The sequence below is a fragment of the Bradyrhizobium sp. F1.13.3 genome, assembly GCF_040548265.1.
GTDB lineage: Bacteria > Pseudomonadota > Alphaproteobacteria > Rhizobiales > Xanthobacteraceae > Bradyrhizobium.
The window spans coordinates 324,679-337,235 of sequence record NZ_JBEPRI010000005.1; the positions used below are offsets into that span (position 1 = coordinate 324,679).

The following is a 12,557-nucleotide window of genomic DNA, read 5'->3' on the forward strand; positions in this document are numbered from 1 at the left end:
GCGCTGCTCCGCGGCGGAATCGGATAAGCTCATTCGAATCCGACGATAAGCGCGGAGGAGACCTTCTCACCAGTCCTTGAATGTGGGTTCGGCGCACCCCCCGCAAACCCAAGGAAAACTCCAGTCGGCTGTCAGTCTCGCGCTTGCGGGAATGTATCGGCTCCAAACCGACGGTTTGATTGGTGAGATCGATCGCCAAACTACGTCGAACGTTCCTGCAGAATTTATCTTACCAACCATGGCAGGCTTGGACAGATGGTGATTGGTGTTCATCACAACCTCGAAGCCGCTCGGCGCTTTCACTCGCTGACCGTACATCGCTTGACGGACGGCGTTCACTTCAACAGTGCCGGCTTGGCTGATCGCCTGGCCCCACATTCGAAAACCGACGAAAGTGGCTTCCATTGGATCATTTGTCATGCTGTCACGCTGCCCGTTGAAGTCGGTCCACATTTTGACAAACGCGTCGTTTTCTGGCGACTTGATAGACTGAAAATAGTTCCATGCCGCCATTTGACCAGCCAGCCTGTCAGCGCCGATTTGATGCAATTCGCGGTCTCCGATCGAGAGCGCCATAACAGGAAGGGTCGTGGCGCTGATCTGTTGCGCGATCAGCTCACGGTAAAAATGGGTGTTGGCATCTCCATTAATGGTCGAGATGACAGCCGTCTGTTTCCCTTCCGAACCGAACGCTTTGATCCTTCCGACAATCTCGCGCCACTCTGATTGCCCAAAGGGCGTGTAGATCGTCGTGATATCCTCGGGAGCTACGCCCTCGCTGTAAAGATAGGCGGTTAGGATCTTGTTGGTGGTGTGCGGATAGACATAGTCGGTGCCGAGCAATACCCACCTTCTAACTTGGCCGCCCTCCTTGCTCATTAAATACCGAACCGCCGGAATTGCCTGCTGGCTCGGCGCGGCGCCACTGTAGAAGATGTTACGCGAACTCTCCTCGCCCTCATACTGAACGGGATAGAAGAGCAGGCCATTCAACTGTTCGAAAACGGGGGTTGCCGCTTTTCGGGACACGGAGGTCCAGCAGCCGAATACGACTGCAACCTTCTCCACCGTGAGCAACTCGCGAGCTTTCTCGGCGAAAGCTTCCCAATTGGAAGCAGGGTCCACGACTACCGGCTCTAATCTTTTCCCCAGCAAGCCACCCTTTTTGTTCTGGTCCGCAATCATCATGAGAACCGTGTCCTTGAGAACGGACTCGCTGATCGCCATGGTTCCGGACAACGAATGCAGAATGCCCACCTTGATGGTCTCTTCGGAAGCATGAACTAACGGACCAGAAAGAGCGAGCATCGCCCACAGCAAGCCGCGCCAAGTCGAAGCGAATTTCATGCGGCCCCTCCGTCGAGCCCGTAGATGCGCGTCTCAATGGACATCCCCTTCGCCATGACCGCATCGAAGGCCCTGAATTTAAATTGATCGCGAACGCGCGAGTAGACGGCTTCGCTCACTAGGATTGTCGTACCGACCTGCTTGTTCAGTCCTTCGAGCCGAGCAGCAAGGTTCACCGTGTTGCCAAGAGCTGTGTAGTTCATTCGCTCAGTTGATCCGACATTTCCAACGACGGCCTCTCCAACATGAATACCGAACCGCGTGATGAAGGGCTTCCACCCTTCCGCCGCGAACTCAGCGTTGAGTCGTTCACCGGCGGCTCTGGCTGCCAGTGCCGCACGGCAGGCACGCGCGACATGATCTGCTTGTGGCGCGGGCGCATTCCAGAATACCATCACCGCGTCACCGATAAACTTGTCGATTGTGCCGCCTTCCGCGAGGAAGGCTTGGCTTAGGGCCGAGAAGTAGCGCGAGGTCTGTTGCATCAACAAGTCGGGGTCGACCGATTCCGCGATCGTCGTGAAGCCCTGAACATCCGTAAAGATCAACGTGATCTCCTGTTTGATCCCTCCGAGCCTAGTGGAGATGGAGTTGTCCAGCACGCCGCGCACGATCTCTTTTGGAACGAAATGCGCAAACGACCATATCGCACGCTGCGCCAAATTCACGGTACTGCCTAGATCGTGTATCTCTGCAATGTAGGATGTTACTGGCACTGGATCAGGCTGAGCCAGATTCTGAAGTTTTCCGGCCTGCGCAGCAATAGCGTTTAAGGAACGCGCCATGCGATTGCCGAAAATCCAGACCATCGGGATGAAGGCCGCGCCGACGACCATCGCCAAGATCAAGCCCGTGAACTGTACTTTCCTGACATTCTGGACAAAATCATCCTGCGCCGCCACCAGCAATATGCTGGCTCTGTAGCCATCGCTCAAGGTGAAACTCGTCAATCTAAAAAGATAACCGTGGCCCCGGTTATCTTCGACCGAACCTTCGTCCACGCCAAGATTGCGTGACATCCGCAGCACAGAGGCAATGAGTCCATCTTTGATTTCGCCGATGTTGGGTAGCTGCGATCGCGCGGGATCGATCATCGCATTTTCGAGTAACTCCACAAAGTCAGGATGGGCGATCAGGGAGCCAGCTTGGTCGAAGATCGTTGCGGTGCCGTTTGGTCCTGGCCGCTGAGCCTGGACGAAAGCGCTGAAGCTATCGAGCTTAAGATCGGCCGCGAGTACCCCGGTGACCTTGCCCTGCAAGGGCGCAGCCACAGTCATCACTGGTGCGCCAAGATTGAAGGAAAGATACGGCTCGGTGACAAAGGTCCGGCCGATCTTCATGGTCTGGGTGTACCAAGGCCGCGTCCGAGCATCGTAGCCGTATTTCCAGAAATCGATTTCGTCGACTTCGCTGCCCTGCCGATCTTGGAACACCCGGCGCATCGGCAGCTCGCCCGCCGCCGTGGGCCGTACGAGATTAATCACGATGTCAGCATTGGCCGGTGCTCGCAGCTTTGCGCGCTGGTCCTCAGTGAGATCGCTGGTGCGCCGCACTTGTAACCAGGCGCCATTCGCAAAGCCGACGTAGATACTGTCCATCTGCGGCATTTCGTGCAGAGCGGCCTTGAACAGGGGGATCGCCCTGCCCGTTTCAGATCGGTCATCCGAATCCGCTACGCTCGAACTACTAGCAAGCACGTTCACAATTGAAGAGATGGAGCTTAACTCACTATGCAAGCGGCCCAAAGCCTTGGCGCTTGCTGCGTCCATATAGGCTGAAGCCGCCTCGTGCGTTGCCAAGCGCAGAGATCGAACCTGAATTGCAATCAATAAACCTGCAAGCGCAACCACAAAGGTAGCTACAGCGAGCGTTATCGACGTTCGGAACGTGAACATGCAGGCGCACCACTACTTTGAGACTAGACTAGGGGAGCTTGCCTCTCGCCACTATGCTAGTTCGGCAACAACGTTGGCTTGATCTAAACACTTTCAGCTTTGCAGTTCCGCGCGCCCCGGGCGTCTCGCTCGACCTAAGGCGACGGCCGTGACCGCCGACGAGACGAGTACACAAGCAGGATAAGAGGCGCGCTTGATGTGATTGTCCCCCGCTGCTGTCGTTCCCCCAGCATGCGGAGAGAACTATTGCCCCACAAAGCAGACCCGTTTTTGCCGCGCAGATTGGCCGAAGTAGCATAGTCAGGCCCGCATCTGTTGATACCCTCTTCACGTGGCGATTTCGGGCCACGTGCAATCACTAGGAGCAAGCGATGATGAGTCTAAGGGTTCTGGGCGCGACCGTGATTGTGGCATCAGCCCTGTCCGGCTCTGCTGCATCGGCACAATCGGCCCTCTCTAATCCAGACATGTGCCAAGCTGAATTCGCAAGCTGCACAGGACTTGGGACCGGGGCGACACCTACCACCGGCTATCGATACCGGCACTCAACGCGGCGCGCCAATAGCCAGCCCGTCGCTGCGGCAGCAGGTGCTACGGTCGGCGGATGGGGTACCTCTTACGCCAGCGCCGGCGAGATGGGCTGGCACGGCAACTGGAACACCTATGCCACTCGCAACGGCATCGTTTGCCGCCCCGGCACCTATTTCAAGGGTCCTGACGGCCTTCGACATGTCTGCCAATAGGCCATCCACTGTGACCAGAAGCAGGCGGTCCCTCAGGACCGCCTGTTCCTGGCCCTGTAGTCGCGTTCGTCCTGAACAAGGAAATCGCACAATTGCAACCGCTTTTGTAGCGGCTGACGACTGCGTCCGAAGTTGCGAGGTGAGGACGCGAGGACGTCTCTGGGTAAGCAGACGCACTGGTTGCAATAGTTAAGCGGCTCAATTGACCTCAGACCGCCGGTATCCGCCGCGCGGGTCGTCAACAAGATAGGGCCGTCCGGCGTCTCAGTTTCTGACGAAGTATAGCGGCGTTCTAATCGTCAACTGATAGGCAGGCTTTGGTGTCCATGCAATCTGAGCTGTGATGCCAAATAGGCGATTATCGTTATCGTCCATCCGGTCGAGGTCGAACCGTACAATTGGCTGAGTAAAGGATGGCACCGTCGCCAGGTTCAGCAGTTGCGCTCCGCCGAATGATTGAACGCCCGCGCGGCCCGTGAATTTCCAATTGTTGGGCCACTGATAGTAGCCGCCGAGATAGCCAATGGTATTCGGGTTGATTGTTGCGGAAGGAGAGTCAACATTGATTCTCGTGTATTGGACGCCGACCAGCAACCCTTTGGTCTCGTCTTCGTTCAGGGCATAGTCGAACTCCACAATGTTGTTGAAGGACGTCGTCGCAAGCGCAGAATCCGGCACCATCTCGTGATGGTGGTCTGCAGTGTAATCGTTGGTATGGATCCGCCATTCTGCTGATAAAGGTCGGCCTGGAAACCCACGTTCCAGCTAGAGATCGCAAGGGACGACCAGTCAGACGTCCCACTTTGCAAAGCGCTCGCCGTGAACCCGCCATACAACGAAACGGCGTCGCTAACATCGACCGTCAGCGGAACGTCAAGTGCAACGCTTTGGGTTGGAGGCGACGATGGTGTCGGAAAGCTCGAAGGTCGCGGTAAACTCGACGGATCCGAGAGTGTTCGAAGCGCCGCGATGGCCGTTGACAGCGAAGGATTGCTGAAGCCGATCGAAAGTGTATTGGCGGGCACCGTGGCGTAGTTCGTTCTCAGGTCAAAATAAACATTAGGCCACGAAGTCGGTCCGGATCCACCATTGCTGTCGCTAGGATCCTGAGCCAGGGCCGGACCGGATAGACATACCAAAGCCGGCAAGAGCATCAGGCAACAGTACGATCGAACCACATCGGCAAAACGTCGCTCTTGCGCCGTCCCTTTGGCGCGAGCTCGGAAAATGAACATTGTCAACCCAACCGGCCGCTTTGATCGCGACGGCAGTATGGTGCGGACGTAATAGCTTGTCCAATGTGGCTCTAATGTCTAATTCCCGCCCATCGCTCCCGTTGATGCGACCCCGCTGAATGTCGGTTGATAGGGACGGACCGGAAGCTCGCGGGGGTGGGCAAACTGGCGCTCCTGAGCCAGACGTCGGGTAGCCCGTTCTTACCTTTGTCTACCAAGGTCGCCGGCCGGTCTAGGGATGACGCTTACACCTTCGCGTCGTCGCAGTTTCGATGGCGATCAGCAGGGATGCAGGTTGCAGCGGCTTGGTAAGGAAAGCCGCGCACCCAGCGGCTTCGCAGCGTTCGCGAGCGCTGGCCTCGTTGTGAGCCGTGATGACGATGGTCGGAATCCAGATCCCTGAGCGAGTGAGTTGGTGCTGAAGCTCAAGGCCGCTCATTTCGGGCATCTGCAGGTCGACAATCAGGCACACTGGTACTCCGAGCGGCAGGCTGGTCAGAAAGTCCCGAGCGGAGGTGTATGTCCTAACCTTGAGCGCGCGAGCCCTTAACAAGCGCTCGAGAGCCCTCAGCACGAATGGGTCGTCATCCACAATCGCGATGCAGCCCGAGTTGTCTCCCATGGCGACACTATCGGCGTCAGGGTTGTGGGCTGTCGAGTTGGCCCTTGGACCAACATCACTTTGGTACCACTCGGCACTAGATCCGCGCTTTTTCCGTCAGCCTTACGAGGTCCGCTACCGAGCGTACCCCGAGTTTCATCATCACCCGCCCGCGGTGCACCTTGATCGTCTTCTCCGCAGTACCGAGGTCCCCCGCGATCTGCTTGTTGAGGCGGCCGGCGACTACCTGGGTCAGAACTTCGCGCTCCCGCGGTGTCAGCATCGCGAGCCGTACCTTGATCTCGTCGATCTCAACGATAGCGGCACGGGTCGCCGCATCCTGTTTCTCGGCTCGTGCGATCGCAGTCAACAATTCTGTTTCCTTAACCGGCTTGGTCAGGAAGTCGATCGCACCCGCACGCATCGCGCGGACGCTGGTCGGTATGTCGCCCTTGGCAGTTAGGAAGATGATTGGCCTTTGCGAACCTGCTGCAGTCAAGGTCTGCTGCAACTCTAGCCCATTTAATCCCGGCATAGACACATCGAGGATCGCACAGCCGGGTACCGACCCATCGTGTTCGGCCAGAAACATCGGCGCAGACGTGAATGCCTTAAGGCTGAAGTTTCGCGCCCGTAACAGCCGCGACAACGCATTCAGCACCCTCGTGTCATCATCAACAAGAAAAATCGTGAACGCCGGATCTTTCATTCAAGCCTCCGCAAGGACTTCTTGCGTTGGGAGCAATATGGTGGCGACGACGCCACCAGTACTGTCATTGGCCACGACAATCTTTCCTCCATGCGCTTCAATGATGCTGGAGCAGATCGTCAATCCAAGTCCAAGGCCATGGTTCTTTGTGGTGAAGAACGGCTCGAACAATCGGCCTGCCTGGGCAACCTCAATCCCTGGTCCCCGATCTCTGACAAAAACCTCAATGCATCCCTTCGTTGCCCGGCTGGATACCGTGATCATCCGCGTCCCCTCGGTTGAAGCCATCGCGTCCATTGCGTTCACGAGAAGGTTTAAGAGAACCTGCTGCAATTGGATGGCATCGCCTAAGAGATGAGGCAAAGCGGCCGCAAGATCCATGTTGACCACAATGCGGCGATCGATCATTTCGCTCCGAAGCAACGCGACCGTCTGATCGATCAATGCGTTCATACTGACAGATTCCAGTTCCGCCTGGCCCTTCTTCAGCAGGCTTCGCAGCCGATGAATGACTTCGCCCGCCCGGTTAACATCTTGCACAATATCCTGCAGCGCGTCTCCAACCTCCGCGACGTTGGGGGGATCGTCAGCCAGCAGATAGAGCGCCGCCTGCGCGTTCGATAAGACCGCCGTGAGTGGCTGGTTGACTTCGTGCGCGATCGCGCCGGAGAGCTCACCCAGAACGGAAACCCTCATCAAGTGCGTGACTTCCTGTCGTTGCAACTCCGCTTCGGCCTCGACGGCCTTCTGTTCGGTGACATCAACGAAGATTCCGCTAAATCGGTTCGGAGCTCCATGATCGTCTGGGCGCACACGCGTCCGGATGCTGATCCACCGGACCCGCCCTTCTGATATAACACGAACTCGCGTTACGGCAGGTTCCCCGGGATTCCTAATTTGGCGGATCGCGGCGAGTGCGACATCGCGGTCGTTAGGGTGTACGACCTCCAAAAACGCATCGCGAGTAAGCGGCAGGTCACCCACGAGTCCGAACATTGCTCGGCAATGCTCAGTCGTCCACATTTCGTTGGTACTTCCATCAAACTGCCATAGGCCCACATTTACCGAAGCCGCGGTGAAGCTCATTCGCTCCTCGCTTTCCTTGAGCGAGATTTCAGCTTGATGGCGCCGGCGTCGTTGGAACAGCAATGCGACGACGAAGGATGCCTGCAATCCGACAATCAAGATCGTGCTCAGTACGAGGTAGCGATGCTCACTCCAGAGAGTCGGCTCCTTGAAGAGCACAATGCTGCCGAGCGGAAGGTCACTTTCTTTGAGGCCCCACTTCTTCATAGCCCGCGCGTCAGTACGGAAGGCGGGCTTGGGATTGGATTTTGGAGGTACCTTTGTCACTTCGGTACCCGAAAGTATATCAAGCGCCATGTCAGCGGCAGTTATGCCCAGAGATTCGAATGTGTCTGTGTACCCTCCAACGATCCCGGCGCCGATATAGGTATCGAAGATCCCGTAGACCGGAGCGGCGGAAGCTTTCGCCACAGCGGCAGCCACGTCTCTTGGGATGAAGCGTTTGCCTTCGCGATCTGCGAAAAAGGTAAGAATCATGACAATGCTGTCTCTTGGCAGCTGCGAAACATCGCGGAGCAATTCCGCGTATGTGAGGTTGGACCAGTAGAGCACCTCAGGCCCGGCATTTTGGCTTTCGATCGCCGTGCGTGCGATTTCACGCCAGCGGAGATCAACGGCATCGGTCCCGCTAATCACCACTAAGCGACGTGCCTGGGGCTGAAGCCTTTCTGCAAGCTCAAGTGTCTTTCCGGGGTAGGAGTTATTGATCACGCCGGTGATGTCCGGCGGCAGCTGCAGCGCTTCGTAAGTCGACCGGGTGACATCCGAGAATACGACGGGAACCGCCGGGCCGACCACGTCGCGATACTTCAGGATGAAAGGTATCGCCGAGACGCCGATTACGAACAGAAGGTCAAAATGTACGCCGTCGTATTTTTCGCGAAGGAAATTGGCCATTCGTGAGGCGTGGGCCTCATCCGGACGTCGGGCCAAATCCAAATATTCGGCGTCGATTTCGATCCGCTCGGCAGAACGTTCCAGAAAGCGCTTCCGGACCGCATCCGAAACCATTGCAGTAGCCGGGAACGTATAATTGTATGAGTGAAGAACTAAGACCCGCCGCGATGCATCTTCAGCCTGAGATTGCGCGATGAGAATCCAAGGCGCGAAAAAAATCAGCAAAAATACGCCGCGCCAAAAGCGCGCGTACCTAGCAGCCGGCCAACCACCCCGATCGCAGGCTTTCACGGAGTTCGTCCATTCGAAACTCGGGCGAGAATAGAGCATTCCTTCGGGAACTGTCGAGTCGTGAACTCGGCTTGGGGCCGTGGCGGGACAAAGCCGCATTGGATAGAGCCCAGCGCCCCATATCCTTCGGCTCTGCCAAGGTGGGACCTTGGTCCAATTCAGCGGTGCGGTTTGGCCGAATATGTTCCTCACGTAGATACCTTCGCTGCGGCGGCGGCACACCCGCACTCCACAGCGGGCGCGAAGACAACTCTTGATCCATCAATTCACGTTCCGGGCGACCAAACGCTTCATCTCGCAAGACGGCGACATCAATGCGCCAAATTCACTATTTCAAGTTGTTTTTGACCGGCCGGCAGACCGGCAGCTTGGTCGGCCAGTGCGTCGGCGACTTTGTCGCACTCGTCCGCTGTCAGCTTGATCGGCTGCTCTGGCTCCGTGCCCATAACCCTCCCCGACCCCCTCAAACCTTAAAGCAAAAGGGTGGCCAACCAGATCGCTTGATTTGGAGCCCGCGGCCGAGCCGCTAACCCGAACCGTCCGATAAGAAACACGCGCCACACTCAACACGTGTGCCGAAAACTGCGGAGGAGAAGATGGATCGGAGTGCGACCCTCAGTTTTGAAGATCCACTTTGTTACCAGGCCGCGATCACGACTGCGAATTTCGAGGTGCTACCCACGTCCGGCAGTTCCTTCAAAGGGGAACTGACCAAGGTTCGCCTAGGCGAGCTATTGCTCCAACGCTTCTTCCACAATTTGCCCACGATCAACTCCGGGTTCATCAAGCCCGGACGCAGCGTACTTACATTCCTGACGTCATCGTCCCCAGCTAGTATGCGGCACTGCGGGATGGACGTTTCGTCTGGGACCATTATCGTCAATGACAGTGACGAGATACACCAGCAGACCGAGGCCGAGTTTCGTCTAGGATCGATATCTCTTGAGATGCCCAGACTTGATGCGGCTTGCCAAGTCATAGCCGGTTGCGATTTGTTTTCGAGCTCTTCGCAAAGGCAGCTTGTTCGGCCAGATGCTGCTATGATGTCGCGGCTGCTGAACCTGCATGAGATAGTGGGCCAAATCGCTGCGAACGCGCCTGAGATTCTTATCGTCAACGAGGCGGCGCGCTCTTTGGAGAATCAGTTCATCCATCTATTGGTCAGGTGTCTCACCGAGAGCGCCTCTAGTCGATCCATTAACTGCGGCCTGCGTCAGGCTCGGATAATCGCAAAATTCCATGAATATCTCGAAGCTAACCCAAACGTGCCGCTTTATTTAGGAGACATATGCGGAGCGATCGGAGCTGCGGAGCGCAGCCTTCGCGCCGCCTGCGAAATACATCTCGGTATGGGTCCTATCCGCTACCTCGCGCTGAGGAGAATGCACCTTGTTCGCCGTGCACTCTTGCAAGCCGGTTCTTCCACGACAACGGTGACAAGAATTGCCATGGAGCACGGATTCTGGGAGCTGGGGCGCTTCTCGGTGAATTACCGCGCGATGTTTGGGGAAACACCTTCGGCTACGTTGTTCCGAGCCACCGCGCGACCGAGCCTACGGATGGCCGATGTGGCGTGAGCGCTCCCAGCAGAATTCATCTGGTAAGTGCAACATCCTTGAAGGAGGCGACTAGCGCCATCTCCAGCTTTCCCCTCCTGCCGCGATGTTGATCCCCGGCCTGTTCTGACGCGCAGTCGGGCATCAGCAACGTTGCGGTGACGGATTCGTTTTGGCTTCCGACATCTTCAAGATCCCGGTTTACTGTCCGATGGTTAGTCATGTAATTGGTCAGCTTCGAGCCAGACCGGAATATTCTCCGACGGGATTGACGCTCTTGGCTGGTGCGGGAGGATAGTCCCTGCCGTAACGATCAATCCGCCGTTCAACTTGGCTCGTGCAAACTCCTTGGCTTCTGATTCGGTTTCAAACGTCTTGGTTAAGCGGGGATGTCGCCGTCTCGAGACCGTGCCATCCGGCGGAACTTCGAAAGTGACGTACCAAGTGTGTTTCATTCCGTCATACCGCCAAGGGGCTGTCAGTAGCCTATCTCCTCGCTGAAGAAAAAAGCGGCCACCCTGCGCTGAGTTCTTCGCATTTCGACCCGCAGCAGATAATTTTCTATCGACGCATGACTTCCATCAGACACGCTTCACACCGGGCGGCCTCCACGTCCCTTCGCCAGCTGGCAGGATCGACGGCGGCATAGGGTTTGGCCAGTACAGGCGCATCACGAGATAGATCCTGTCATCGGGCGCAGGGAGCCAATTCGCCTCCTTGTCCGCGCCGGGACTGTCCTTTTGAATGTACAGCGTCAGGGAGCCGTCCGCGTCCTTTTTCATTGTCGACATCATTGGAGAGTTGATGAGGTACCGATTGAGCCGGTTCTTGACCAGTAGCTGGCTCTTGCCATCGTACATCGTAACTGACCAGAACGCATTTACTGGCGGCAGCTGGCCCGACGCGAAGGTGATTGTGTAGTTGTGCTTGCTGCTGTCGAGCGGCTCACCACTCGCGTCCACTCGGGTATAGGGATACATGGCTTCGACAGCATCATTGCCGTATAGGCCGCCCTTGGCAGCGCCCGCTCGCATGACCCAATCGCCGTTGTAGAAGGTCTCGTCGCCAAAGAACGAACCAACATTCCAGCCGTCGACGTTTTTGTTTCCGGCGGACAGCCATGAGTCTACCTTCTCCTCACCCCGCTTCATCCCCAGAAGGATTTCGGCTTTGTGTTCGACCGATAGATCTTTGAACGCGAAAGTCTTGCCGGGCCCGATGCCGATCTTTGCAAGTTTCGCACGGATCGATTTGTCTCTCGCTGTCTCGGGGACAAATTGCAGCGCCGCGTCGAGATATTGGAAAAAGTTACCTTTGATGCCAGCCGTGGTGGCAGGAAGAAAGTCGATCGGGGGCGCGGCGGGCGGCGCGGGTTGTCTACGGTATGCAGAAAGCGGCTGCGCCTTGTACCCGGACTGAACCTTCTCGACGTTCGACATATCGCCAGGATTGAAGAGCTGAGTACGGAAAATCGCGAGCGCGAACGGGGTCGTTGATTGAAAGACCTGCTTGACCCCGCTGGGCGTTTCACCCTTCCAGCCCGGAGCAACCAGCAGATAGTCACCCGCCTCGCTCCCAGTGGCTCGTGTGCCGATGTAGCCAAAATTGTAGGTATTGCCGTCGATGAACTGGACCGAGTAGTAACGGTCCTTTTCAGTCATCGGGACCGAGACAACGATTGCTTCAGCGCGGAGATCCAGCCAGAGCAACGAGTAAGGAGTGTCGCTGTTCGGGGTAATGACAGCGGTGTCCTCCGGGGTAGCGACGCGATGCTGGTTGTTGATTTCGTTGAAAGGCGCCTTGAACTGCCCCGAATTCCTATCAACCGCGAATTCCTGCATCACCGCATAGTTCATCACGAGCGGCAAGCCGAAGATGAAACCTTCTTCGGCGATGTCCTTCGCCTCAAAAATACTCGGCCATTCCGGTCTGTTTTGGGCATGCACGTCAGTGGATACCAACGTAGCGGACGCGAGCCCCGCGATTGCAGCAGAGCGGAGCAACTCCCGTTTTGTAAGCATCTAACAACTTCCTTCCGTCTCTCGCCTCGTCAATGACGTTCGGACAGGAAGCACAATAACCAGGGTTTTGGAGTGCTGACTATGCGAAATCGGCGAGCTCAGGCTCGCTTCTGGTGGCGCGAATGACCCTGGAGTGTGAACTCGAGATTCGCGCGATGCCCGGAGAATATCTCAAC

At 56.8% G+C, this 12,557-nt stretch carries 10 protein-coding genes; 2 read left to right on the top strand and 8 right to left on the bottom strand.

Going from position 1 to position 12,557, the window contains the following annotated elements; genetic code table 11:
• Nucleotides 1-66 precede the first annotated feature (66 nt).
• Together urtA and ABIB66_RS16770 are read right to left on the bottom strand one after the other, a co-directional pair.
• Complete coding sequence (urtA, locus tag ABIB66_RS16765; protein WP_354255082.1) at nt 67-1,308, bottom strand: urea ABC transporter substrate-binding protein; 1,242 nt, start codon at nt 1,306-1,308, stop codon at nt 67-69.
• A gap of 35 nt (nt 1,309-1,343) precedes the next feature.
• Complete coding sequence (locus ABIB66_RS16770) at nt 1,344-3,242, bottom strand: adenylate/guanylate cyclase domain-containing protein (RefSeq protein WP_354255040.1); 1,899 nt, start codon at nt 3,240-3,242, stop codon at nt 1,344-1,346.
• 371 nt (nt 3,243-3,613) lie between these two features.
• On the opposite strand from ABIB66_RS16770, the gene ABIB66_RS16775 reads away from it, so the two are divergent.
• Nucleotides 3,614-3,985, top strand: coding sequence for a hypothetical protein (locus ABIB66_RS16775; protein ID WP_354255041.1), 372 nt, complete (start codon nt 3,614-3,616; stop codon nt 3,983-3,985).
• 264 nt (nt 3,986-4,249) lie between these two features.
• Here ABIB66_RS16775 and ABIB66_RS16780 read toward each other — a convergent pair whose 3' ends face one another.
• The 5 genes from ABIB66_RS16780 to ABIB66_RS16800 all read right to left on the bottom strand — a co-directional run bounded on the left by ABIB66_RS16780 (nt 4,250) and on the right by ABIB66_RS16800 (nt 9,250).
• On the bottom strand, nt 4,250-4,666 hold the full coding sequence (locus tag ABIB66_RS16780; protein ID WP_354255042.1) for a hypothetical protein: 417 nt from the start codon (nt 4,664-4,666) through the stop codon (nt 4,250-4,252).
• 786 nt (nt 4,667-5,452) lie between these two features.
• Nucleotides 5,453-5,842, bottom strand: a complete 390-nt coding sequence (locus ABIB66_RS16785; RefSeq protein ID WP_354255043.1) for a response regulator transcription factor — start codon at nt 5,840-5,842, stop codon at nt 5,453-5,455.
• 76 nt (nt 5,843-5,918) lie between these two features.
• Complete coding sequence (locus tag ABIB66_RS16790; protein ID WP_354255044.1) at nt 5,919-6,530, bottom strand: response regulator transcription factor; 612 nt, start codon at nt 6,528-6,530, stop codon at nt 5,919-5,921.
• Nucleotides 6,531-8,804 carry a sensor histidine kinase gene (locus tag ABIB66_RS16795; RefSeq protein ID WP_354255045.1) on the bottom strand — a complete coding sequence of 758 codons (2,274 nt, stop codon included), beginning with the start codon at nt 8,802-8,804 and terminating at the stop codon, nt 6,531-6,533.
• A 311-nt stretch (nt 8,805-9,115) separates the two neighbouring features.
• Nucleotides 9,116-9,250: a hypothetical protein gene (locus ABIB66_RS16800; RefSeq protein ID WP_354255046.1), complete on the bottom strand. Its 135-nt coding sequence runs from the start codon at nt 9,248-9,250 to the stop codon at nt 9,116-9,118.
• A gap of 150 nt (nt 9,251-9,400) precedes the next feature.
• Between ABIB66_RS16800 and ABIB66_RS16805 the strand changes: the two genes are divergently transcribed.
• A complete protein-coding gene (locus ABIB66_RS16805) occupies nt 9,401-10,381 on the top strand; it encodes a helix-turn-helix domain-containing protein (protein ID WP_275168340.1) in 981 nt (326 codons plus the stop codon).
• 560 nt (nt 10,382-10,941) lie between these two features.
• On the opposite strand, the gene ABIB66_RS16810 is transcribed toward ABIB66_RS16805, so the two are convergent.
• The gene (locus ABIB66_RS16810; RefSeq protein ID WP_354255047.1) at nt 10,942-12,381 is read right to left on the bottom strand and encodes a DUF1254 domain-containing protein; all 1,440 of its coding nucleotides are present in this window, start codon (nt 12,379-12,381) and stop codon (nt 10,942-10,944) included.
• Between the last annotated feature and the right edge of the window lie 176 nt (nt 12,382-12,557).